This window comes from Shewanella sp. Isolate8 (assembly GCF_022398495.1).
In the GTDB taxonomy this organism is placed as follows: domain Bacteria; phylum Pseudomonadota; class Gammaproteobacteria; order Enterobacterales; family Shewanellaceae; genus Shewanella; species Shewanella aquimarina.
This window is the reverse complement of record NZ_JAKEVI010000001.1, coordinates 1,971,888-1,994,487: the sequence shown is the minus strand read 5'-3', so window position 1 is coordinate 1,994,487 and position 22,600 is coordinate 1,971,888. Positions and strand designations below refer to the sequence as shown.

General features: G+C 56.0%; 21 protein-coding genes and 1 other annotated feature. Of the genes, 8 read left to right on the top strand and 13 right to left on the bottom strand.

Translation table 11 applies throughout. The annotated features are described in order from the left end of the window. Nucleotides 1–108 precede the first annotated feature (108 nt). From L1D43_RS08740 to hisG, 9 genes are all read right to left on the bottom strand, one after another. Nucleotides 109–1,254, bottom strand: coding sequence for a GGDEF domain-containing protein (locus L1D43_RS08740; protein ID WP_239850806.1), 1,146 nt, complete (start codon nt 1,252–1,254; stop codon nt 109–111). Between the two features lie 710 nt (nt 1,255–1,964). Then, nucleotides 1,965–2,585, bottom strand: coding sequence for a bifunctional phosphoribosyl-AMP cyclohydrolase/phosphoribosyl-ATP diphosphatase HisIE (hisIE, locus tag L1D43_RS08735; RefSeq protein WP_239850805.1), 621 nt, complete (start codon nt 2,583–2,585; stop codon nt 1,965–1,967). 28 nt (nt 2,586–2,613) lie between these two features. Continuing rightward, on the bottom strand, nt 2,614–3,387 hold the full coding sequence (hisF, locus tag L1D43_RS08730) for an imidazole glycerol phosphate synthase subunit HisF (RefSeq protein ID WP_239850804.1): 774 nt from the start codon (nt 3,385–3,387) through the stop codon (nt 2,614–2,616). Beyond that, nucleotides 3,369–4,106, bottom strand: a complete 738-nt coding sequence (gene hisA, locus L1D43_RS08725) for a 1-(5-phosphoribosyl)-5-[(5-phosphoribosylamino)methylideneamino]imidazole-4-carboxamide isomerase (RefSeq protein ID WP_239850803.1) — start codon at nt 4,104–4,106, stop codon at nt 3,369–3,371. The genes hisF and hisA overlap by 19 nt, the downstream gene beginning before the upstream one ends. Then, a complete protein-coding gene (hisH, locus tag L1D43_RS08720; protein ID WP_239850802.1) occupies nt 4,103–4,792 on the bottom strand; it encodes an imidazole glycerol phosphate synthase subunit HisH in 690 nt (229 codons plus the stop codon). Before hisH ends, hisA begins: the two co-directional genes overlap by 4 nt. Continuing rightward, nucleotides 4,789–5,856: a bifunctional histidinol-phosphatase/imidazoleglycerol-phosphate dehydratase HisB gene (gene hisB / locus L1D43_RS08715; protein ID WP_239851110.1), complete on the bottom strand. Its 1,068-nt coding sequence runs from the start codon at nt 5,854–5,856 to the stop codon at nt 4,789–4,791. The genes hisH and hisB overlap by 4 nt, the downstream gene beginning before the upstream one ends. Before the next feature lie 62 nt (nt 5,857–5,918). Further along, the gene (hisC, locus tag L1D43_RS08710; RefSeq protein WP_239850799.1) at nt 5,919–7,004 is read right to left on the bottom strand and encodes a histidinol-phosphate transaminase; all 1,086 of its coding nucleotides are present in this window, start codon (nt 7,002–7,004) and stop codon (nt 5,919–5,921) included. A gap of 1 nt (nt 7,005) precedes the next feature. Further along, nucleotides 7,006–8,307 carry a histidinol dehydrogenase gene (hisD, locus tag L1D43_RS08705; RefSeq protein WP_239851109.1) on the bottom strand — a complete coding sequence of 434 codons (1,302 nt, stop codon included), beginning with the start codon at nt 8,305–8,307 and terminating at the stop codon, nt 7,006–7,008. A gap of 34 nt (nt 8,308–8,341) precedes the next feature. Further along, the gene (hisG, locus tag L1D43_RS08700; protein WP_239850797.1) at nt 8,342–9,241 is read right to left on the bottom strand and encodes an ATP phosphoribosyltransferase; all 900 of its coding nucleotides are present in this window, start codon (nt 9,239–9,241) and stop codon (nt 8,342–8,344) included. Between the two features lie 68 nt (nt 9,242–9,309). After that, nucleotides 9,310–9,430: a sequence feature (His leader region), on the bottom strand. Nucleotides 9,431–9,723: 293 nt separating this feature from the next. On the opposite strand from hisG, the gene L1D43_RS08695 reads away from it, so the two are divergent. Continuing rightward, nucleotides 9,724–11,745 (top strand): ATP-dependent DNA helicase, encoded by a 2,022-nt coding sequence (locus L1D43_RS08695; protein ID WP_239850795.1) that lies wholly within the window; start codon nt 9,724–9,726, stop codon nt 11,743–11,745. Between the two features lie 40 nt (nt 11,746–11,785). Here L1D43_RS08695 and L1D43_RS08690 read toward each other — a convergent pair whose 3' ends face one another. Together L1D43_RS08690 and L1D43_RS08685 are read right to left on the bottom strand one after the other, a co-directional pair. Then, entirely contained in the window at nt 11,786–13,087 is a 1,302-nt protein-coding gene (locus tag L1D43_RS08690) for an NAD(P)/FAD-dependent oxidoreductase (protein WP_239850793.1), read from the bottom strand. After that, nucleotides 13,084–14,025, bottom strand: a complete 942-nt coding sequence (locus tag L1D43_RS08685; protein ID WP_239850792.1) for a DMT family transporter — start codon at nt 14,023–14,025, stop codon at nt 13,084–13,086. The genes L1D43_RS08690 and L1D43_RS08685 overlap by 4 nt, the downstream gene beginning before the upstream one ends. A 499-nt stretch (nt 14,026–14,524) precedes the next feature. Between L1D43_RS08685 and tsaB the strand changes: the two genes are divergently transcribed. From tsaB to rnd, 7 genes are all read left to right on the top strand, one after another. Next, nucleotides 14,525–15,238 (top strand): tRNA (adenosine(37)-N6)-threonylcarbamoyltransferase complex dimerization subunit type 1 TsaB, encoded by a 714-nt coding sequence (gene tsaB / locus L1D43_RS08680; protein ID WP_239850791.1) that lies wholly within the window; start codon nt 14,525–14,527, stop codon nt 15,236–15,238. A gap of 65 nt (nt 15,239–15,303) precedes the next feature. Continuing rightward, on the top strand, nt 15,304–15,645 hold the full coding sequence (locus L1D43_RS08675; protein ID WP_239850790.1) for a hypothetical protein: 342 nt from the start codon (nt 15,304–15,306) through the stop codon (nt 15,643–15,645). 121 nt (nt 15,646–15,766) lie between these two features. After that, nucleotides 15,767–16,468 carry a M50 family metallopeptidase gene (locus L1D43_RS08670; protein WP_239850789.1) on the top strand — a complete coding sequence of 234 codons (702 nt, stop codon included), beginning with the start codon at nt 15,767–15,769 and terminating at the stop codon, nt 16,466–16,468. Between the two features lie 82 nt (nt 16,469–16,550). Beyond that, entirely contained in the window at nt 16,551–17,405 is an 855-nt protein-coding gene (locus L1D43_RS08665; protein WP_239850788.1) for a methyltransferase, read from the top strand. Beyond that, on the top strand, nt 17,402–18,346 hold the full coding sequence (locus L1D43_RS08660; protein ID WP_239850786.1) for an alpha/beta fold hydrolase: 945 nt from the start codon (nt 17,402–17,404) through the stop codon (nt 18,344–18,346). The genes L1D43_RS08665 and L1D43_RS08660 overlap by 4 nt, the downstream gene beginning before the upstream one ends. A 200-nt stretch (nt 18,347–18,546) precedes the next feature. After that, nucleotides 18,547–20,220: a long-chain-fatty-acid--CoA ligase FadD gene (gene fadD, locus L1D43_RS08655; RefSeq protein WP_239850784.1), complete on the top strand. Its 1,674-nt coding sequence runs from the start codon at nt 18,547–18,549 to the stop codon at nt 20,218–20,220. Between the two features lie 90 nt (nt 20,221–20,310). Further along, on the top strand, nt 20,311–21,417 hold the full coding sequence (rnd, locus tag L1D43_RS08650) for a ribonuclease D (protein WP_239850783.1): 1,107 nt from the start codon (nt 20,311–20,313) through the stop codon (nt 21,415–21,417). 109 nt (nt 21,418–21,526) lie between these two features. Here the strand turns inward: rnd and minE are convergent, their stop codons facing one another. Next, complete coding sequence (gene minE, locus L1D43_RS08645) at nt 21,527–21,787, bottom strand: cell division topological specificity factor MinE (protein WP_239850782.1); 261 nt, start codon at nt 21,785–21,787, stop codon at nt 21,527–21,529. 2 nt (nt 21,788–21,789) lie between these two features. Beyond that, on the bottom strand, nt 21,790–22,599 hold the full coding sequence (gene minD / locus L1D43_RS08640; RefSeq protein ID WP_041511058.1) for a septum site-determining protein MinD: 810 nt from the start codon (nt 22,597–22,599) through the stop codon (nt 21,790–21,792). Between the last annotated feature and the right edge of the window lies 1 nt (nt 22,600).

The following is a 22,600-nucleotide window of genomic DNA, read 5'->3' as shown; positions in this document are numbered from 1 at the left end:
CAATTGTGAGACGGGGAGTGATGAGGGTAAAGCGAGGGTAAAGCGAGGGGAAAACGAGGATAAAGCAAGCTGGTATGGGCGGCGTCCCTGCCTGAATGGCTGGCCCTGTTAGGCGGTTTTGCGGTAGTAAGATCTGCTCGAGATCTTGGTGAACTTTTCTATGCTGTCGGGATGCAGGTGTACCTCGTCCGGTATGGCCTGAGTCTCCTGGGCGCGGTAGCTAAACCAGGTATTGCGAGAGCTCGTCTTGGCTGCATAGAGTGCCATGTCGGCGAGGTGGATTACCTGCTCCCAGCTTATCTTGTCAGCTTGCGTCACCGAAAAGGGGTAGGGGGCAGCGCCAACGGAGGCGGTGAGCCGAATGGCTCCCTGATGCTCGAGACCAAAGTCCATGGTTTCTATGGCCAGACGAATTTTCTCCGCCAGTTTGTCTATCTGCTGACGATCGACAAAGCGTGCCACCACCAGAAACTCTTCTCCGCCCCAGCGCACCACATAATCATAATTGCGAAATAGGGTGTTCAATCGCTGTGCCACCTGAGTTAGCACATGGTCGCCAACCAGATGGCCATAGGTGTCGTTGATGGGTTTGAAATGATCTATATCGACGATAAAGGCAAGCATATCGGCCTTGACGGGGGCCTGCCCCATTTCTCTGGCGGCATCGTAGGCGCGCTTCACCCGGTTGACGTCCTGGTCGATGACCTCTTCGATGAAATGCCGATTCTTTATGCCGGTTAGCGGATCTTTCTGGCTCATCTCGTGCAGTCGTTTGTTTTCAAGCGCCAATGCCTGGGTGCGCTCATCGATCTTTTGTTCCAGGCGTGTGGTCGAATATGTAACGGCCTGCTTATATAGCCGGTGCATGAGATAGGCTAGCGCGACGATGGCGAATAGGCAGGCGAACAGATAGTTAAGCGTCAGTGCCGGTCTCAGTTCGTGGAGACTGGCTAGCCATGAGGAGGAGGTTAAGCCTGTGCCTCTGTTATGACTCAATGCTGTATTCGATGCGATCGAGCCGTCGTCTTTTCGTCCCGCCATCGAAGGCGAATAACTTACCAAGGGTGAAAGGCCCTGGGCGGCATTTGTCTCAAGCCCAGGTAACATGGCCGATGCCTGGTTAAAGGGGGCGGCCAGCAGCTGCGCCTGACCCGTTGCCGAATAGGCCTGTAGCGGAAAAGATAACGATAGGGTTAGGCAGCACGCTAGGCATGTGCCACGTCCTAGTGGATAGTGTCGAGAACGCCTGACCATAAAGGGATACCTCTAGTTTAAACACACGCTTTGGGGCACTTAATCTGGCAAGGCTGTAACAAAAAGGTGTATGTAACGCTATTTTGTTACATCCTGTATTCATATGTATACGGATGTATATTATGTTGCTTAGGCCGATTTTGCAACACTGGTCTTAAGAAACACACATATTGACGAGGCCAGGGGCGATAAATGCTGGTAGGCGTGCAGGGTTTGCGTCTTGCTAATAGCCGATACCATGCTTGATCTGCATAGGCATAGGCATAGGCATAGGCATAGGCATAGGCATAGGCATAGGCATAGGCATAGGCATAGGTATAGGTATAGGTATTGGATTTAGTATGAGGAAATAGGTTTAAGCAGAGTAAAACAAAAATTGATGAAAGGGAGCAAGGCACAGGGCACAGGGCACAGGTCAGTTACTTGGTGCTTAGCTATCAATGGAACTAAGGGGCATTTTGGGTAGTAAGGGCGCGGCTAGCACCGCGTCCTTCTCTGGGTATAGAGGCTGTGGCTGTGTTCAGGGCTTGTGCCGATATCCCAGACTTCTTAGCTTGTGTCCTGCGCCCAGTAGGCAGTTTGGTGTCAGGTTTACTAATGCTTTGGTTTTGACTGTATTGGCTTATCGGCTTTTACCGTTAGCCAATACCGTCAGCTAATACCGTTAGTCAATACAGCCAGTCAATCCAGTCAGCCCGAACCGTCCTAGTCTATTTTTCTGCTGCGCTGTGGCGCTTTAGCAGGTTAGCCGTGATATCAGATAGACTGAGCTCCTGATCTTCTAGTAGCACCAGCAGGTGATAGATAAGATCTGAGGCTTCGTTCACCAGTTCCTCCTTGTCATGGGTGGCGGCCGCCAGGGCAGTCTCCAGTCCCTCCTCACCAACCTTCTGGGCGATGCGTTTGGTGCCTCGCTCAAACAGGTGCGCCGTGTAGCTGCTCTTGGCGTCTTGCCCCTTGCGTGAGGCGATCAGGGTCGCCAGATTGTCGATAAAGGGGTGCGCCTCGCCATCGGGCCAGCAACTCTCCCGCTCCAGGTGACAGGTGGGGCCATTGGGGATCACCTGCAGCAGCAGGCTGTCGTTGTCACAGTCACTGTCGATGGCGATGAGATCCAGCGTATTGCCCGATGTCTCACCCTTGGTCCACAGCCGCTGTTTGCTGCGACTAAAGAAGGTGACCTTGCCGCTGGTGAGTGTCTGAGCCAGTGCGGCCTTGTCCATATACCCCAGCATCAGTACCTTACCCGTGAGGTGGTTTTGTACCACGGCAGGTAGCAGGCCTTGCTGTTTTTCCCAGTCCAAATTATTGAAATCTTCTAGGTTTTTCATCTTTATTCCTTGGGCAGATTAAGGGCGATTACAGCCGCATCTGTATGTCGTTATCGCGCAGGTAACTCTTCAATGCCTGAATGTCGATAATGCCTTTGTGAAACACGCTGGCGGCCAGGGCGGCATCGACGCCGGCCTGTGCAAACACCTCAAGAAAGTGCGCCATGGTGCCGGCACCGCCCGAGGCGATAAGCGGCACGTCGCAGATGGCGCGCACCATGGCAAGCTGTTTGATGTCATATCCCTGGCGGACGCCATCCTGGTTCATCACATTAAGCACTATCTCGCCGCAGCCGCGCTTTTGCACCTCTTCCACCCAGTCCTGGGTATACCACTGGGTATCTTTGGTCGCCGCCTCGTCGCCGGTAAACTGCTTCACCTTGTAGCTGTCGGTATCTGCGTCATAGTAGGAGTCTATGCCGATCACTATGCACTGGCGGCCAAATTCATCCTGCAGGCGATCGATAAGGCTAGGATCGCTCAGCGCCGGAGAGTTGATGGAGATCTTATCGGCGCCGAAGGCCAGCTTCTCACGTGCCTGTTCGATACTCTTGATGCCGCCGGCGACGCAGAAGGGGATGTCTATCTGCTCTGCGACTCGGCTGACCCAACTCTTATCGACCACTCTGTCGTGGGCACTGGCGGTGATGTCATAAAACACCAGCTCGTCGGCGCCCTCAAGGGCGTATCGTGCGGCAAGGGGGACTATGTCGCCGACGATCTCATGGTTACGAAATTGCACGCCCTTGACGACCTTGCCGTCTCTGACATCCAGGCAGGGCACTATGCGTTTGGCCAGCATGCGATCGCCTCCTCTACGTTAAAGTTATTGATGAGCAGTGCCTTACCTATGATGATGCCGCTGGCGCCGCTGTCACGCACGGCGGCAACATCATCTAGGGTGGCGATGCCGCCCGAGGCCTGCCACTGGATCTCTGGGTAGCGCTCGGCAATTTCTTGATAAAGCGCCGTATTACTGCCTTGCAGGGTGCCGTCACGGCTGATGTCTGTCACCAGCGCGTGTTTAAGGCCATAGGGGGCGAAGGTGGCGACCAGAGATTCCAGTGTCTTGCCACCGCCGCTCTGCCAGCCAGAGACGGCGACTATCTTCTCGCTCGCCTGGTTGATGTTGACATCCAGCGCCAGGCAGATGGCGTCGCTGCCATAGGTCTTGAGCCAGCCCTGTACCAACTCTGGCTGCTTGACCGCGAGAGAGCCTATTACCACCCGCTTGACGCCGAGTGCTAACAGCTCTTTGACCTGGGATTCGCTGCGAATGCCGCCGCCGATCTGTATGTTGGCATCGAGGTTGTCGACCAACTCGCCGATGAGCCGGGTCTGCCTTCTGTCAGGGTCTTTGGCGCCGGTCAGATCGACGATATGCAGCCAGGTCGCGCCCTGAGCCTGATAGCGCTGCAGCTGCGCCAGTGGGCTGAGTTCAAAGGTGGTCTGCTGAGCGTAATCGCCCTGGTAGAGACGCACCACCTGTCCCTCGATGAGATCGATTGCTGGGATGATCATAGGGCGTTCTCCTTGTCAAAGCTTTCGCTAGTCATTCTCATAAAGTTTTTCAAGATAGTGGAGCCCACGCCAGCGCTCTTTTCGGGATGAAACTGCACGCCCATAAAGTTGTCTTTGGCGATGGCGGCGCTAAAGCCCTCGCCATATTCACTCTTGGCGATGGTGAAGTCCCCAAGTGGCGCGCGGTAGCTGTGAACGAAGTAGACGTAGCTCCCCTCGGCAACGCCGGCAAACAGCGGGTGCTGGCTTGGGCTTATCTGATTCCAGCCCATGTGAGGCAGGGGCAGACCCTTTGAATCGAGCTGCTCGATATTGGTGTCGATCAGCCCGAGGCACTCACAGTCTTGGCTAGTATTCTCGTTACTATTCCCGTAACTTAAGCCACCGCGCTCCTGTGAGGCCTTGGTCAGCATCTGCATGCCGAGGCAGACGCCGAGCACTGGCTGGGTCAGGCCACATATGGTGTCGATAAGGGCTTTATCCTTAAGTGCCTGCATGGCGGCCTTGGCGGTACCGACGCCCGGCAATACCACGCGGGTGGCGGCCTTGATCTTGGCGATATCGTCGCTCACCTCCACATCGGCGCCGATACGCTCGAAGGCGTAGCGCACCGAGCTTAAGTTGGCGCAGCCGGTATCTATGATGATAGTGGAGCCGTTGCTAGCCTTAGTTTCCTGGCTTGTCATAGCACCCCCTTGCTCGATGGCAAGGCGTCGCCTTCGACCTTTACCGCCTGGCGCAGGGTACGGCCAAAGACCTTAAACAGGCTCTCGACCTTGTGGTGATCGTTGTCCCCCTGAGTGGAGAGGTGCAGCGTACAGCGCAGGCCATCGGCCAGAGAGCGGAAGAAGTGCGGCACCATCTCGGTGGCCATCTCGCCCACCATCTCGCGCTCGAACTGCCCCTCAAACTTGATGAAGGGGCGACCGGACAGGTCCAGCAGGCAGCTGGCGCTGGCTTCATCCATGGGGATGCTAAAGCCGAAACGGGCGATGCCGCGTTTATCCCCTAGGGCTTGTCTGAGTGCATCGCCTATGGCCAGCGCCGTGTCTTCCACACTGTGGTGATCGTCGATTTCAAGATCGCCATCGACGCTGACGTCCAGCCTGAAATTGCCGTGGGTGGCGATTTGGTCCAGCATGTGGTCGAAGAAACCTATGCCGGTATCGATACTGCTCTTTAGCTCACTGTCGAGATCGACTGTGACCTTGATATCGGTTTCCTTGGTAGTGCGCACCACGGTCGCCACGCGATTGCCGCCAAGGAGCTGCTCGGCGATGGCGTCCCAGTTCATGCTATCGCGATTGTACTGTATCCCCTTAATGCCCATGGCGTCGGCCAGGCCTAGATCGGTTTCTCTGTCGCCAATCACCGCCGATTGGGTAAAGTCCACCCGCCCCTCGGTGAGATAGGCCTTAACCAGGCCGAGTTTAGGCTTGCGGCAGCTACAGTTTTCATCGTCAAAGTGAGGGCAGATAAGCACCTCATCAAACTTGACGCCCTGGCTGTTGAAGATCTGCATCATCATATCTTGCGGCGCATCGAAGTCATCCTTGGGGAAGGAGGGGGTGCCCAGGCCATCTTGGTTGCTGACCATCACAAGGCGATAGCCCGCGCTCTGCAGCTTGAGCAGCGCCGGGATCACCTGAGGCTCAAATACCAGCTTAGCCAGACTGTCGACCTGCTTGTCGGTGACGGGTTCTTCGATTAGTGTGCCATCACGGTCGATAAAGAGGATTTTCTGTTTCATCATGCTTCTACCTTAAATCTGCTTCTATCTTGAATTTTGTTTTAATTGAGTCGTGTGCCTGGTTAGGCTCTTTGGCTGAGCAGCGCGAGTAGGGCATCTGTCTGCTCATCACTGGTAAAGCTGAAACGTATGGCATCGGCAAGCACCGGGTCTTTATAAGCCCGGGCAACCACACCCGCCTGTTTGAGACGCGCCTGCATCTCACCGACGCTTATCTCATTTGCCTGATCAAAATAGGCCAGCACGAAGTTGCCAAAGGCGGGCAGCACCCTGGCGCCTGCAGCCGTTAATGCCGCTGCGAGCCTTTCACCGTTGGCTTTAAGGGTGTCGACCTGGGTCAGCATTTGCTCAATTCCCTCGGCGCTTAAGGCTTCGATTGCCAGCTTGGCTACCGGCAGCGGCACTGGATAGGGGGCGATCACCCGCATCACCATCTCAATGACCTCAGGGTTTGCCAGCATGAAGCCGCAGCGGGCACCTGCCAGGGCGAAGGCCTTGGACAGGGTGCGCAGCACCACCAGGTTGTCGTACTTATCTAGTAGGCTTGCCACGCTGTAGTCTGGGCAAAACTCGATATAGGCTTCATCCACCACTACCAAGGTATCTGGCAGGCTGCGGATCACCGCCTCTATGGCATCGGGCTCAATCACAGTGCCGGTCGGGTTGTTGGGGTTGCAGATAAACACCAGCTTGGCATCGCCGACCAGGCTCGGCAGATCCTGGGGCAGCTGATAGGTTGCATCTAGGCGCAGGGCGTTGACATCGATATTAAAGGTCTGCGCGCTGATGGCATACATGCCATAGGTGGGGCCGAAGCAGGCGATGCTGTCTCGGCCCGGGATGCAGAAGGTGCGGATAAGCAGCTCTATGGCCTCATCGGCGCCGCGACTGGTGAGTACCTGTCGGCTCGACAGCCCTGCATAGTCGGCATAGCGCTGGATAAGCTCGGGCGGCTGACACTCGGGGTAGCGGTTTAACCCTTCTAACTCGCTGTTATTAAAGGGTGACTCGTTGGCATTTATCCAAATTTGTCCCTCACCGCCGATACGGCGCGCCGACTGATAGGGCTCGAGGGATAAGAGTTCGGGCCGGGCGAGACGCTCGGCGAGCGATGTCGTGTTAACACTCATCTTGGCTTCTACACTCATCTTATTTCTCCTCGCCCGTTAGCGTGGCAAGTCGCACGGCGACGGCATTTTTGTGGGCGTCCAGCAGCTCGGCGCTGGCCAGGGTCATGACACAATCGCCCAGTCCCCGCAGCCCTTCTGCGCTGAGTTCCTGCACGGTAAAGCGGCGACTAAAGTCTGCCAGGGACAAACTGGAGACGGCGCGGCTATAGCCATAGGTGGGCAGCACGTGGTTGGTGCCGCTGGCGTAATCGCCTACCGACTCCGGGGTATAGGCGCCGAGAAATACCGAGCCAGCGGCGCGGATTTTGCTCAGCACTTCACGGGGGGCGCGGGTCTGAATGATCAGGTGCTCTGGGCCATAACGATTAGAGACCTCGGCGGCCTGGGCCATATCGGCGACCATCAGGGTGCGACTGGCGCTGAGGGCCTGAGTGGCTATCTCGGCCCTGGGTAGCCTGGCCAGTTGCTCGCCAAGGCTTAAATTAACGGCGTCGGCCAGTGTCTGGCTATCTGTCACCAGCATCACCTGAGAATCTGGGCCGTGCTCCGCCTGCGACAGCAGATCGGCGGCGATGAAGTCGGGGTTGGCGTCGCCATCTGCGATCACCAATACCTCAGAAGGGCCGGCGGGCATGTCTATGCTGACCACGCAGCGGCTATCCTGTGCCACCAGGCGCTTGGCATCGGTGACATAGCGATTGCCGGGGCCGAAGATCTTGTCAACCGCTGGCACAGATTCTGTCCCCAGCGCTAAGGCCGCGATCGCCTGAGCACCACCGACCTGATAGATATCCGTGATGCCACAAACCTTGGCGGCGTAGACGATGGCATCATTAATGGGCGGGGGACTGACCAACACTCGCTGCTGACAACCGGCGATCTTAGCCGGCAGCGCCAGCATGAGCACAGTGGAGATCAGCGGCGCGCTGCCGCCAGGAATATAGAGGCCGACCTTTTCGATGGGCTCGCTGCGTAGTTCGCAGCGCACCCCGGCTTGGGTCTCAAGATCAATTCCCTTAAAGGCCTGCGCCTGGTGAAAGGTCTCTATGTTGGCCTTGGCCTGCTCGATGGCGGCCTTGATCTGGTCATCGACTCGCGCGCTGGCAGCCTCGATGGCCTCGTCACTCAGGCGCAGGGCGTCGAGCTCCACCCTGTCGAACCGACGAGAGAAGGCTCTTAGCGCGGCGTCGCCCTGGCTGGCGACTGTGTCGATAATATCTTTGACCTGCTGCTCAAGATTGGCATCGCCAATCAGCGGCGAGCGTGACAGGGCCTGGCATCTGGCCTGGTCATCTAGCGCCTGCCAGTCGAGGCGCTGCATCTGTGTGGCTGTGATGGTGCTTGTGGTCATGGCGTTATCCCATCATCTTTTCGATTGGCATCACCAGGATGGAGCTGGCGCCGAGCTGAGTCAGGGCCTCCATGGTATCCCAGAAGAGATCTTCGCTGCTGACGGCGTGGATGGCCACACGATTGGTGTCATCGTTCAGCGGCAGTACGGTAGGGTTCTCGGCGCCAGGGAGCAGGGCGACTATCTGATCCAGCGTCTCGGTGGGGGCGTGTAGCAGGATATACTTACTCTCCTTGGCTCGCACCACCCCGTTGATGCGAGAGAGGATCTTGTTGATCAGTGCCTGCTTGGTCTCACTCTGCTCCTGGGTGGATTGGATGATGCAGGCCATGGAGCGGTAGATAACCTCTGTCTCATACAGGCCGTTGGCTTCCAGGGTCGCACCGGTAGAGACCAGATCGCAGATGCCATCGGCCAGTCCTGCACGGGGAGCAACCTCCACCGAGCCCTTAAGCATACAGTCGCGGTAGTTGATGCCCTTCTCCTGCATGTAGCGGCGCAGCAGGTTAGGGTAGGAGGTGGCAATGCGGAGGCCTTCTAGTGAGGCGGCATCTTGGTAGGCAAACTCGGTCGGTACCGCCAGCGATAGGCGACAGGCACCAAAGTCGAGCTGGCGCAGCTTGATGCAATCGCTTGGCTTACCCATAGTTTGGCGCTCTATTTGCTCCTCTTCGAGGACGTTCTCGCCTATGATGCCAAGATCAACCACGCCATCCATCACCAGACCGGGAATATCGTCATCGCGTACTCGCAAGAGGTCGATGGGCATGTTGTCAGAGTGGGCGATGAGGCGCTGTTCGTTGACGTTAAACTTAACGCCGCAGCTCTTGAGTAGCTTCTGTGATTCTTTAGACAGGCGGCCGGACTTTTGAATGGCGATGCGTAATCGATTTGACTCTGACATAGGATGATTCCTCATTTGTTGATTCAGTAAACTTGTTTAAATCGTTTTAAAACAAAATCTTAAGCTAGAAACTAAAAACCCCCGGAATTCCTTCCAGGGGTTTTAGATCGCTTTTGAATCAACCGCCAGAAGGAAATAGTCCTCCGGCAGTAAGCATCCGAAGGCTACCGCATATGATGGTGATGATGGATAGTATTCAAACGCTGTGTCATGTTCTGTCTTCTCTCGCAGTGCGTAATTTGGGGCGTCAGTTCGCCCTGAGTTGTATTTAAACTAATCAAGTTTGCATGAGTATGCAAGCGCTAATTTAAGCGGGGTGAAAATTCTTCAACTTGATGCTTTGTTGAGCACTCTTAATTCAATCTGAGTTTCAATCTGAGTCTTGATCTTAGTCTAAGCCGTAAGCGGCAGCGTTTGGTTCATTTAGGGCAGCGGCTAGCCGATGGTTCAAGTCCCTTGTGCTGGCTAAGAAAATCCGCATAATGCCAGGATGTCATTTTAAACATCAACGATTAACCATCAGCCATTCATTGAACAAACGACTGACTCAGGATGTACAACAGGTATTTGCCCCCGATGGCAGCTTAAGCCGTCATATCAAGGGCTATAGCTGTCGCGTTCAGCAGCAGACGATGGCCACTCGAGTCAGCGAGACGCTGCAAAAGGGCGATAACCTAGTGGTCGAGGCGGGCACGGGCGTAGGCAAGACCTATGCCTATCTGGTACCGGCGCTGCTAAGCGGCAAGCAGATCATCGTCAGTACCGGCAGTAAAAACCTGCAAGAGCAGCTATTTTTCAAAGACTTACCTGCGCTACTCAATATTCTCGGCATAAGGCCCAAGGTCGCCTTGCTCAAGGGGCGCAGTAACTACCTGTGTCAGCACCTGATGGCGAAGCAACTCAGCGGCGTCGAGGTGACCGACGGCAAGATCTTAGACGATCTGCTGCGTATCGATCAGTGGGCCAGCCAGACGGTGGATGGTGATATCGGCAGCCTCTACTCCGTCCCTGAGACGTCGCCCGCCATTCCCCTGGTGGTGAGCAGTAAAGAGTCCTGTATCGGCAAGGGCTGTGAGCATTATGAGGCCTGTTTCACCCGTAAGGCCCGCGCCAAGGCGCTGGACGCCAAGATCATAGTGGTGAACCATCATCTGTTCTTCGCCGATCGCATCCTGAAGGAGACGGGCTTTGCCGAACTGCTGCCCGATAGCGACGTGGTGATATTCGATGAGGCGCACTTGTTGCCCGATATTGCCGTGACCTATTTCGGTCAGCAGCTTAGCTTCAAGAGTCTTGTTCGCCTGCTTGAGCGTTTTAACGAACTCTATCGCACCCAGATGGCCGACTCGCCGCAGATTGGCGCTATGACCGCTCGCTGCCACACCCAGCTGCTACACTGGCAGGGGCTGTTGTTTGCCAGCGAGGAGCGTGACTGGCGCCGCCTGCTTGGCGATAAGGCCCTGATGGAGGCGGCCTGGTCGCTGGTCTCCGAGCTGACCGCCTATCGCACCATGTTGCTGGGTTACCTTGGTCGCAATGAAGCCTTTGACGATGGGGTCGAAAAGTTTGATGCGCTGCTCAGCAAATTAACCGTTTTTATTCAATGTGATAACCCAGACAGTGCCTATAGCATCGAATATGGTTATCAGCACCTGACGCTGCGAATCGCCCCCATCAAGGTGGCCAAAGAGTGTCAGTCGTTGTTCAGTCCTGATGTCAGCTGGATCTTTACCTCGGCTACCCTGCAGATCAACCGAGATCTGTCGCTGTTTACCAAGGCGCTGGGGTTGGATAAGACCAGTGCTAATACCAACCGCGGCACTAACAGCAGCACTCACACCAACACGAACACCACCATTTTGGACAGTCCCTTCGACTATGCCCGCCAGTCGCTGTTTTGTGTGCCGCGCCATCTGGCGGCGGTGGCCAGCCAGGAGCGTGCCGCCAAGCAGCTGGTGGAAATAGCCATAAAGGCCATTAATGCCGCCAAGGGGCGCACCTTCATGCTGTTTACCAGCCATCGCATGCTCAACCTGGTGGCGGTTATGCTGCAGGGCCGGGTCGACTATCCACTCTTGGTGCAGGGCCAGGCGGGCAAGCAAACTTTGCTTAAGAAATATCGACAGCTGGGCAATGCCGTATTGCTGGGCACGGGCGCCTTCTGGGAGGGGGTGGATGTGCGCGGTAAGCTGCTGAGCTGCGTGATTATCGATAAGCTCCCCTTCGTCTCACCGGACGATAACCTCTACAAGGCCCGGGCCGACGGGGTGCAGCGTGAGGGAAAAGAGCCCTTCATGGAACTCTCCTTGCCCCAGGCGGTGATCTCTCTCAACCAGGGCGTAGGGCGGCTTATTCGTGACGAGAAAGACAGAGGGGTGTTGATCCTGTGCGACAACCGTATCGTCAATCGTCCCTATGGCCAGGCGTTTATCAACTCCTTGCCGCCTATGCACCGCACCCGGGATCTCGACAGGGCGGTGAGCTTCCTGCAACAGATCGACTAGGGACAGCCAAGGCGAGCCTAACCGTCCCGGGTTTAAGCTGCTAGTGCAGCTTCATCCGCGGGCGCACCACCCGCATCATCTTCTCTACCAACCAGAGGGCGAAGGTCTTGGCGACGCCATGAATCGCCTTCTGGTGCATGCGATAGAGGGAGATATACATGAAGCGGGCGATCTTACCCTCGACAAACATGCTGTCTTTGGTGAGGTTGCCCATCAGGCTGCCAACGGTGCTAAAGCGCGACAGATTCACCAGTGAGCCATGGTCCACATATTCATATTCGGTTAGGCTGAGTCCCTTGAGATCATTGAGAATGTTGCGCTCGACACACTGAGCCATCTGGTGCGCCGACTGCGCCCTTGGCGGCACGAAACTGCCGTCTGGCTGCTCGCAGGCGCAGCAATCGCCAATCACATAGAGATCGTCATGGCCCTGGGCCTGCAAGGTGGGACGTACCAAAATCTGGTTGGCACGATTTAAATTAAGTCCCTCAATTTGCTTGATAAAGTCCGGCGCCTTGACGCCGGCGGCCCACAACATCAGATTGGCGGCGATCAGCTCATTTTCCGCCGTGACAAAGCCCTTGGAACTGGCCTCTTCGATGCGGGTATTTTGCCGTACGGATACGCCGAGCTTGGTCAGTTCGCGGGTGGCCGAGGCGGCGATGCGCTCGGGCAGGGCGGGTAGAATTCTTGGGCCCGCCTCAATGAGGGTGATCGCCAGTCTGTCGGCGGTCATCTTGCTTAGGCCATAGCTCTTGAGCAGATCGGTCACATGATACAGCTCGGCCGAGAGCTCTACACCGGTCGCACCGCCGCCGACGATGGCGATGTTGAGCTTTTGCTGTTCGTCGGATTGATGCATGCGGGTGAAGCTGTCGAGCAGGGCGTTATGAAAACGGTTCGCCTGATGGTGAGAGTCGAGGAAGAAGCAGTGTTCCTTCACCCCTGGCGTGCCAAAGTCGTTACTGACGCTACCAACGGCCAGCACTAAGGTGTCATATTCGAGTTCCCTGGCCGGCAGCAGGGCCTCGCCCTTATCGTTGCTGATGGCGCCAAGCTGCAGTCGTTTGCCCTTAAGATCCAGCCCGGTAAGTTCGCCCAGCTGAAACTGATAACCGTGTTTCACCGCGTGGGCCGAGTAGACCACGCCGTCGAGATCGGCATCGAGGGAGCCAGTGGCCACCTCGTGTAGCAAGGGCTTCCAGATATGAGTGCGGTTCTTGTCTATCAGCAGGATCTCGGCTTGCTGTTTCTTGCCTAACTTGTGTCCCAGTTGGGTGGCCAGGCCTAGTCCGCCGGCACCGCCGCCCACAATGACGATTCTTGGGATCTTTGCACTCATTGACAACTCCTTCTATTGGGGGCCCGGAGTAGCTTGCGTGTCTGTATCATTCCCCGGCGCCGCTTGCGCGTCTGTATCAGTCCGGCACAGATGATCAGGCTACAGCCCATTAACTGACTCGGGGTGAGGTGCTCGGCAAACAGGCTCCAGCCGATGATCACCACGGTCACAGGTTCGATATAGGCCAAGGTGCCGAAGGTCGCCGCGGGCAACACCCTGAGCGCCTTAACCGCTAATAAGATGGCCAGAAATCCAGGAAATACGCCGATGAGCGCCAACCAGAACCATTGGGTTAAGCTCGGTATCACGGCTTGATGAATGGCAAAGGGAAGCAGGCAGAGGGCGCCGAAACTCAACTGGATCAGTGTGCTCTGATAGGGGCTGGCACTGGCGGGCCGGCGATTGATCAACATGAAGCCGCTGTAACTTGCCAGGGCCAGCAGGGCAAAACCATAGCCCTTGAGTTCGGCCGTACTGCCCGTGAGGCTCTCTAGGCTGGGTAAGATGGCGACCACCCCGACAAGGGCGATGCCGATGGCGAGCAGATCCTGGCGCTTGAGCCGCTCTTGAAACAAAAAGTGGGCGCCTACCGCGCTGACCAGGGGGGCGAGGTAGATCACCATGACGGCGTTGGCCATGTTGATGTAGCCGATGGCTTGTACATAGAACACCATGAAACCGGCCAGCATGGCACCGTTAACCAGGTGCAGCTTACTGGGGCGATGTAATATCTGCTGCGTTTTGCCCGTGAGCAGCATGTAGGTGATGAGGCAGGCGGCGCCTATCAGCAGGCGATAGAAGGTGATGATGCTGGCATCGAGGTTGGCGGTGCGGGCAAGGGCGCCTATAGTGCCCATCAAGACGGCCGAGCCCAGAGCCATGATGATGGCCTGTGAATGTGACTGACTCGCAGTCAGGGCTATGGTTTGACTCTGCACAGCTATACCCTCGAGTAAGAGAAGGCTTATCGACATTCTGTCGGCGAACACTACCTTTGGCTTTTATGCCTAAAGCGGTCACGTCGATAGCAGCCAGGCTAATTGTTGCGAGACTAATGTGGCCAGGCTAATTTGGCTAGTCTCATGCGACTAGCTTAGTGTGGCCATGCTTAACGCGCATCTTGCTATCGCTCTAATTTATCGACCTAATTTAGCGTCTTATGTTATCGGGTTTATCCTCGGCTGAAAATCGATATTTACATCAAAGAGGAAGAAAGCCTGGACGTCTATCAATCATCATTTTGTGAGGTGCAGTGAGCTTAACACGGCCTGTTTTGCCGAGGTTCCCGGATTCTACCTGGCGGAATTAGGGCTATACCTGGGCGGCTTTTACGTTATAATCGGCGCCATTCATCTTATGGTTTTGGCGATGAGGGGCGAGCGCCGTTGAATAAGCAGCGCAGCGCCATGGTATCGCAACAGATTTGGTTCGTTTTACATGCCGGAAAATAAAGATTTCTCTGCCCCTTTAAGTTTACTTGCGCTCGATACCTGCACCGAGTTCTGTTCGGTTGCCCTGCAATATCAGGGACAGGTGTTTGCCCGTGAGGCCGATGCGCCGCGGGAACACAGTCAGCGCTTGCTGCCCATGGTACAAGAGGTGTTGCAAGAGGCGGGGATCTCCCTCAGTCAGGTAGGCGTGATCGCCTATGGCCGTGGCCCTGGCAGTTTCACCGGCATTCGTATCTGTACCTCGATGACACAAGGGCTGGCCTTAGGGCAAGATCTGCCCGTGGTGGGGATCTCAACCCTTGCCGCCATGGCGCAGGCCGCCATAACGCTCAAGGGAGCCGCGCAGGTCGCCACCGCCATCGATGCCCGCATGGGTGAGATCTACTGGGGGGAGTATCGCGCCGTCGATGGCCTAGCCAGCCTGGTTGGGGAAGAGCGAGTCTGCGCGCCAGAGGAGTTGTCGAGCCAGCTGGCTTTTGACACGCCGCTTGCCGCCTGTGGCACAGGCTTCGATGCCTATCCGGCGCTATTGACCGAGCAGATGAGCCTGGTTGAAGAGGCTAAGTTCCCACTCGCACGCTTTATGCTGCCGCTGGCCGAGGCGGCGGTGAAGGCGGGTCTGGCGACCGAGGTCGATCAGTTACAGCCTGTCTATCTGCGCGATACCGTGACCTGGAAAAAACTGCCCGGTCGCGAGTAATTTAGTGTAGGCTTGAAGCATAATCCCGTAACCAGACTGTCAGGAGAGAAGGGGGAATCACTTTGATGCAAGTTTCGTCATCTAACCTGATGCCTGGACTCTCTTCGAGCGCATCGGCGATTAGCGATGCCATCGCGCCCCAGCAAGCGCTGCAAGCCAACGTCACCGATGTGACGCCCGTTGGGCCTGCCGCAGCAGGGCGGGCTGAGCTTGATGCCAGCGCATCGATCTCCACACAGGTCGCCGAGCAGAATATGAGTTCGCTCGAAGACAGACTCAACGCCAAGCTCGAGTACGATCAACAGACCGGCAACAGCCGCGGCGCCATAGGTCAATATCTGCTGCATCAACATGCCGCTCAGCGCGATGCCATCTCCCAGATGGTGGGCATAGACACCTATGTCTAGGTTCATGTTTAGCTAGGTTCATGTTTAGTCTTCAATAAGGGAAGATGTTTCGGCGTAGCGCCAGCGTGTCTAAAGCGCCGGCTCTTAAGGCATCAACAACCTAAAGGACGGGTTCTCCAGTATGGCTTTTTCTATCGATTCCCCCTCTTCTCGCGCCGGTATGCCGACTCGCAGCCTCTTCATGGTAGAGCTATTGCTGGCGCTGGCCCTGACACGCATTCCCTATCTGAGCGTGCCCTTCAAGTGGCTTGAGAGTTATTTTCACGAGGTATCTCACGCCCTGGCGACCCTGTTTAGCGGCGGCATAGTCAGTCATATCGAACTTTATCCCAACGGCGCTGGCCTGTGTGTCAGCCAAGGGGGCTGGCCCGTGCTGATCGGCTTTGCTGGTTATTTTGGCGCGGCGCTCTGGGGATTGCTGATCTTTCATCTGGCTACCTGGGCCAAGGGGATCCGCGTCAGTTTTAGTTGTCTAGGATTGGTGGTGTTGGCAAGTATCGTACTCTGGGGGCGGGATCTCTTGACGGTCGCCATCTTGTTGATGCTGGCCCTGCTGTTTCTGCTGCCGTTAAAACTTAGTCACAGCCCGCTGCTCACCTTTGCCCTGCGGGTGATGGCGCTGATGGTGATGTTAAACGCGCTCGCTAGCCCGACCGTGTTGCTGGGCATGCCGGGACGAGGAGATGCCGCCATGTTGGCCGAGCAGACCTGGATCCCGGCCTGGATCTGGGTAGGCGTCTGGTTACTGACCAGCCTGACCATGCTCTGGCTCTGCTGGCGCAGGGTCGACAGTGCCAATCAGTTGAGCGCGCAAAAAGTGTAACCGACTGTATATCAGGTTTTATTTTATCAATTAGCCTGCTAGCTTAGGCCTTTCCAATAGCCTTATTTCAGGGAGAGAATCGATGAAATCCTTAACTTTAGCGGCCTCACTGGCATTAGCCATAGGCGTGGCGACGCCTAGCCTAGTCAGCCCAAACTATGCCCAGGCCAGCGAGCCGACTGTGGTCAATCAACAGGTCACAGATGCGTTAAGCAATCCATTGCGCAAAGCGGCAAATGTTGAGCGAGACCAGTATCGTCATCCAGGCGAGACTCTCAGTTTTTTCGAGATTAAGCCGAGCGATACCTTGGTGGAGTTGTGGCCCGGCGGCGGCTGGTACGCCGAGATCCTAGCGCCCTATCTGGCCAAGGAGGGGCACTATATCGCCGCCAACTTCGATGCCAACCCGCCTGAGGGCCTTGAGGTGCCAGGCTATCGTATTCGCTTGGGCAAGGCGCTAGATAGTTGGCTGCAGAGCCATGCCGACAAGCTGGGACAAGCCTCTAGCATAGCATTCGATCCGCCAAGACTCGTCAGTCTCGGCGCACCCAACAGCGCCGATGCCGTGCTGACCTTTAGAAACCTGCATAACTGGGCCAAGGCCGGTGCGCTTGAGGAGGTATTCGCATCCGTCTATGAGGTGCTTAAGCCTGGCGGTACCTTTGGAGTGGTCGAACACAGGGCCAACCCTGGCATGGATCTGAGCACTGGCTACATGGTGCAGGATGAGATGATCGCCCTGGCCGAGAAGGCGGGTTTTACCCTGGTAGCTAGCAGTGAAGTCAATGCCAATCCAAAGGACAGCAAAGATCATCCTAAGGGCGTCTGGACCCTGCCGCCGAGCCTGCGTCTTGGGGAGCAGGACAAGGCCAAGTACCTTGCTATCGGTGAGAGCGATCGTATGACGCTGAAATTCATTAAAAAACCTAAAGCATGAATGATCCATTAGCGCCGCTGTGTACCCCAAGCCAGGGGAGTGACGAGGTCACTATCACGCTGCCCCATATTCGCCTCGGTGGCCGTCTATGGGGCGAGGCGGATAAGCCGCTGCTACTGGCGCTCCATGGCTGGTTGGATAACGCCAATAGCTTCGCGCCGCTCGCCCAGCACCTTGATGACTATCGGCTGTTGGCAATCGATTGGCCGGGCCACGGTGCGTCACAGCACAGGCCCGGCGGTTATCCGCTGCACTGGATAGATTACCTCTATGATCTCGAGCTGCTGATCGATGCCATAGTGCGTCATCAGCCGCTACATGGGGTGATAGGCCACTCGCTTGGTGGCATAGTGGCCTCGGCCTACAGCGCCGCCTTTGCCGAGAAGGCCGAGCGCTGGATCTTAATCGAGGCGCTCGCGCCCCTGTTTGAGTCGCCGGATAAGAGCAAACTGAGGCTCAGGCGCAGCTTCGACGCCCATCAGCGCGCGGCGACGAGTCAGATGGCGCCCAAACCTGTGGTGCTAGATGCTGCCGTCAGGGCGAGGCACAAACTGACCGGGCTGGATATGCCCTGGTGCCGATTGATCCTCGAGCGCAACTTGCAGCAAATGGAGGGTCACTGTTATTGGCGCAGTGACCCCAGGCTCAAGTTAGATTCGCCCATGCGGCTCAACTTTGATCATGTCAGTGGCCTGATGCAGGGCCACGCCGGCAAGGTGCTGGCGATCCACGCCACAACTGGTTATCCCTTGATGGGGAATGTGTCGGCAACCCGCGCAGGGTCTGGCAATAGTACTGAACATAGGACTGGCGATAGTTTGGCCGATTCGGTCGCCGCCTGGTATCAAGATCTCACTCAGGTAAGGCTCGAGGGTGACCATCATCTCCATATGGGCAATCACCTTGAGGTGGCCGCGGCAATTAAGGCATTTTTAGCGTGACAGCCCCTCGGGAAGAGATGGTAAAATTACACTAGGATTTTTACTCTAATTGTGTGATGATGTTCAAAATTAAAACGCCCGTATGATTTTTTTGGGTGTTACCTACAATATTTATAAGTCAGTGTTTAGTTTCTATATTTGAAACCTTAGGTGAATGATTTCATTCACCCTAACTCTGCCTGGGGATTTAGGAGAGACTCGTGGAACAGCTTTGGACGAAAAATTTACCCCATGATGTGCCATCTATCATCGATGCGCAGCAATACAGCTCGCTCATCGACCTGTTTGAAAGCTCGGTGGCCAAGTACGCCGATCAGCCCGCCTTCGTCAACATGGGCGCGACGCTGACCTATCGTAAACTCGAAGAGCGCAGCCGTGCCTTTGCCGCTTATCTGCAAAATGAACTCAAGCTGGAGAAGGGCGATCGCGTCGCGATCATGATGCCTAACCTGCTGCAATATCCTATCGCCCTGTTTGGTATCTTGCGTGCCGGCATGGTGGTGGTCAACGTGAATCCGCTCTATACCCCAAGAGAGCTCAAGCATCAGCTCAACGACTCGGGCGCCAAGGCGATCGTCGTGGTGTCTAACTTCGCCAATACCCTAGAGCAGGTGGTGGATCAGACGCCGGTGAAGAGCGTTATCCTCACAGGTCTTGGTGACTTGCTCAGCGCGCCTAAGCGCACCCTGGTGAACTTTGTGGTGAAGTACATCAAGAAGATGGTGCCTAAATATCATCTGCCCCATGCTATCTCCATGCGTCAGTCGCTCTCTAAGGGACGTCGCCTGCAGTATGTGAAGCCGACCATCAAGGGTGATGATATCGCCTTCTTGCAATACACCGGCGGTACGACCGGTGTGTCTAAGGGCGCCATGCTGACCCATGGCAATATCGTCAGCAACCTGTTGCAGGCCGATGCCGCCTATTCGCCGCTGCTGGCCGATGGTAAGGAATTTGTGGTCACGGCGCTGCCGCTCTACCATATCTTCGCGCTGACGGTGAACTGTTTGCTGTTCCTCCATAAGGGGGCTAACAATTTGCTGATCACTAACCCGAGGGACATTCCGGCCTTCGTGTCTGAGCTGAAGAAGCATCCCTTTACCGCCCTTACCGGGGTGAACACCCTATTTAACGCCCTGGTCAGCTCAGAAGAATTTAAGACCCTGGATTTCGCTAACCTTAAGCTCTCTATCGGTGGCGGTATGGCGGTGCAACGCGCTGTGGCCGATAAGTGGCAGGGGATCACTAAGACCCGCCTGCTGGAAGGTTATGGCCTGACCGAGGCGTCGCCGCTGCTGACCTGTTGTCCATATAACCTAGAGGGCTACAACGGCTCTATCGGCTTCCCGGTCGCCAATACCGACATGCAGGTGCGTGACGAAGAGGGCAATGTGCTGCCTCAGGGTGAGACGGGCGAGCTCTACGCCAAGGGGCCTCAGGTGATGAAGGGCTACTGGCAGCGCCCGGAAGAGACGGCCAAGGTGATCGATAACGATGGTTACCTGGCTACGGGTGATATCGGTTACATGGACGAGCAGGGTTTCTTCTATATCGTCGATCGTAAGAAAGATATGATCTTGGTCTCTGGCTTTAACGTCTTCCCCAACGAGGTGGAAGAGGTGGTGGCCCTGCATCCTAAGGTGCTGGAAGTGGCCGCCGTTGGCGTTCCCCACGAGGTGAGCGGTGAGCTGGTGAAGGTGTTTGTGGTACCGAAAGATAAATCTTTGACCGAAGAGCAGGTGATCAAGCACTGTCGTCATCATTTGACGGGATATAAAATTCCTAAGCTGGTAGAATTCAGGGATGAGCTACCTAAGAGCAACGTGGGCAAGATCTTACGCCGCGAGCTGCGCGACGAAGCCAAATCGGCCTAGTTGCATAGGGAACCACCTGTTTTAGGTGACTCAAAGCCGGCATAATGCCGGCTTTTGCGTTCACCGAGCCACAGTATTTGGAGATGAGATTTGACCTTTCAATATGTAGAGGATGACGCCAGCCTGAGAGCGCTGGTGGACAAGTATCGTCAGGCGAAGGTCCTGATGTTAGATACCGAATTTGTTCGCACCCGCACCTATTACGCCAAGCTGGGGTTGATCCAGGTCTATGACGGACAGACCCTCGCCTTGATCGATCCTGTGGCGGTAAGCGACCTCTCTGCATTTTGGGCGCTGCTGGAACGTGACGACATGATCACTGTACTGCACTCCTGCAGCGAAGATCTCGAGGTATTGGCTCGCTACGGTCGCTGTCAGCCTAAGGTGTTGTTCGACAGTCAGATCGCCGCCGCGCTCTGTGGTTGGGGCCACGGTATGGGCTATGCCAAGCTGGTGGAGCATTGCCTGGGCGTCCAGCTGGATAAGGGCGAGTCGCGTACCGACTGGATGAAGCGCCCGCTCAGCGATGCCCAGCTGCAATATGCCGCCAACGATGTGGATTACCTCTATCGGCTTTATCCCCAGCTGTTAGAAAAGCTCGAACAGAGTGGCAGAATGCCCTGGCTGCTGGAAGAGGGTGAGCGTATGACCCAGGGGCGTTTAGAGAGCCCGGATGGCGACAGCGCCTACCTTAGGGTGAAGAACGCCTTTCAGCTCAGCCCTAAGCAGCTGGCCTATCTGAAGGTGCTCGCCAAGTGGCGCCTGCAAAAGGCGCTGGACAGAGACTTAGCCCTGGGCTTCGTGATTAAAGATCACGCCCTGCTGGCGCTGGCCAAGAAGCAGCCCAAATCTACCGGCGAGATCTTCAGGATGACAGAGCTAACCGAGCAGGAGAAACGCATGCATGCCAAGGCGATCATCGCCGAGATGGCCAAGGCAGATCTGGAAAACCTGCCCGAGGCTATCGATGTGATCGCCCTGAAACCCGGCTACAAGTCGGCCTTTAAGGCGATCAAACAGGCGCTAACCCAGGTGGCGGAAACCCATCAGGTGCCGATGGAGCTGCTGGGCTCTAAGCGTCATATCCATGAATACCTGCAGTGGCGCTGGAACGATGGCCAGGGCGAGACGCCCTTGGTGTTGCAGGGCTGGCGCGGTGAGCTGAGTAAGGACGCCTTGGCTGAGATTAGCTGCTAAGGTAGGATTATCCAAGATGCTAAATGCCAAACGGCGCCAATGAAAAAGCCCTCAATTGAGGGCTTTTCTGTATGCATATTCAGGCTACTGAGTAAGACCTGCCAGTCGCCTAAGACTTTTCCGGCAGGGTCACGTTCAGTTCCAGTACCGACAGGTTGTCGTCGTTCTGATCCAGCTGCACCGACACCTGGTCGCTGTCTATCTGCACATACTTGCGGATCACCTCGATGATCTCCTGTTTCATCGCCGGGAAGTAGTCTGGCGCGTCACGCTCGCCGCGCTGATGGGCGACGATGATCTGCAATCTTTCCTTGGCGGTGACGGCGGTCGTTGGCTCTTTTTTCGCTCTGAAGTAATCGAGTAAAGACATAATTAGCTACCAAATATCCTTTTCAAGAATCCTTTTTTCTCTTCGGTGACGAAACGCATCTCTACTTCTTCACCCGTTAGTCGTGCCACGGCGTCGCTGTAGGCCTTACCGGCATCGCTCTCTTGGTCGATGATCACGGGTATGCCCGAGTTAGAGGCCTTGAGTACGGCTTGCGACTCGGGGATCACCCCAAGTAGCGGAATGGCCAGGATCTCCTCCACATCCGCCACGCTGAGCATCTCGCCGGTGGCCACGCGGGTAGGGGAGTAACGGGTCAGTAGCAGCAGCTCCTTGACCGGCTCTAGTCCCTCTTCGGCGCGCTTAGACTTGCTCTGCAACATGCCCAGGATACGGTCTGAGTCGCGCACCGAGCTAACCTCTGGGTTGGTGGTCACAATGGCGGTGTCGGCAAAATAGAGGGCCATCATGGCACCCGTCTCGATACCTGCGGGTGAGTCACAGATGATGTAGTCAAAGTCCTGCTTAAGCTCTTCCAGTACACGGCCAACCCCTTCTTTGGTCAGGGCGTCTTTGTCTCGTGTCTGTGAGGCGGGCAGTACAAACAGGTTGCTGGTGCGCTTATCTTTGATTAGCGCCTGATTCAGGTTGGCTTCGCCATTGATCACGTTGACGAAATCGTACACCACGCGGCGCTCGCACCCCATGATGAGATCCAGGTTACGTAGCCCGATATCGAAATCGACCACGACTGTCTTATGGCCTTTCAATGCCAGGCCGGTGGCAATGGCCGCACTCGAAGTGGTCTTGCCCACTCCACCCTTACCTGAGGTGACAACAATAATTTGTGCCATG

Bases quoted from the DNA above. Each gene is read 5' to 3' on its own strand.
- L1D43_RS08675 (WP_239850790.1), top strand. From the start codon at position 15,304: ATGCAAGTTTCGTCATCTAACCTGATGCCTGGACTCTCTTCGAGCGCA.
- L1D43_RS08660 (WP_239850786.1), top strand. From the start codon at position 17,402: ATGAATGATCCATTAGCGCCGCTGTGTACCCCAAGCCAGGGGAGTGAC.
- L1D43_RS08670 (WP_239850789.1), top strand. From the start codon at position 15,767: ATGGCTTTTTCTATCGATTCCCCCTCTTCTCGCGCCGGTATGCCGACT.
- L1D43_RS08665 (WP_239850788.1), top strand. From the start codon at position 16,551: ATGAAATCCTTAACTTTAGCGGCCTCACTGGCATTAGCCATAGGCGTG.
- L1D43_RS08690 (WP_239850793.1), bottom strand. From the start codon at position 13,087: ATGAGTGCAAAGATCCCAAGAATCGTCATTGTGGGCGGCGGTGCCGGC.
- L1D43_RS08695 (WP_239850795.1), top strand. From the start codon at position 9,724: ATGCCAGGATGTCATTTTAAACATCAACGATTAACCATCAGCCATTCA.
- tsaB (WP_239850791.1), top strand. From the start codon at position 14,525: ATGCCGGAAAATAAAGATTTCTCTGCCCCTTTAAGTTTACTTGCGCTC.
- minD (WP_041511058.1), bottom strand. From the start codon at position 22,599: ATGGCACAAATTATTGTTGTCACCTCAGGTAAGGGTGGAGTGGGCAAG.
- hisB (WP_239851110.1), bottom strand. From the start codon at position 5,856: ATGAAACAGAAAATCCTCTTTATCGACCGTGATGGCACACTAATCGAA.
- minE (WP_239850782.1), bottom strand. From the start codon at position 21,787: ATGTCTTTACTCGATTACTTCAGAGCGAAAAAAGAGCCAACGACCGCC.
- hisIE (WP_239850805.1), bottom strand. From the start codon at position 2,585: ATGAAAAACCTAGAAGATTTCAATAATTTGGACTGGGAAAAACAGCAA.
- hisD (WP_239851109.1), bottom strand. From the start codon at position 8,307: ATGCAGCGCCTCGACTGGCAGGCGCTAGATGACCAGGCCAGATGCCAG.
- hisA (WP_239850803.1), bottom strand. From the start codon at position 4,106: ATGATCATCCCAGCAATCGATCTCATCGAGGGACAGGTGGTGCGTCTC.
- hisC (WP_239850799.1), bottom strand. From the start codon at position 7,004: ATGAGTGTAGAAGCCAAGATGAGTGTTAACACGACATCGCTCGCCGAG.
- hisG (WP_239850797.1), bottom strand. From the start codon at position 9,241: ATGTCAGAGTCAAATCGATTACGCATCGCCATTCAAAAGTCCGGCCGC.
- L1D43_RS08740 (WP_239850806.1), bottom strand. From the start codon at position 1,254: ATGGTCAGGCGTTCTCGACACTATCCACTAGGACGTGGCACATGCCTA.
- hisF (WP_239850804.1), bottom strand. From the start codon at position 3,387: ATGCTGGCCAAACGCATAGTGCCCTGCCTGGATGTCAGAGACGGCAAG.
- hisH (WP_239850802.1), bottom strand. From the start codon at position 4,792: ATGACAAGCCAGGAAACTAAGGCTAGCAACGGCTCCACTATCATCATA.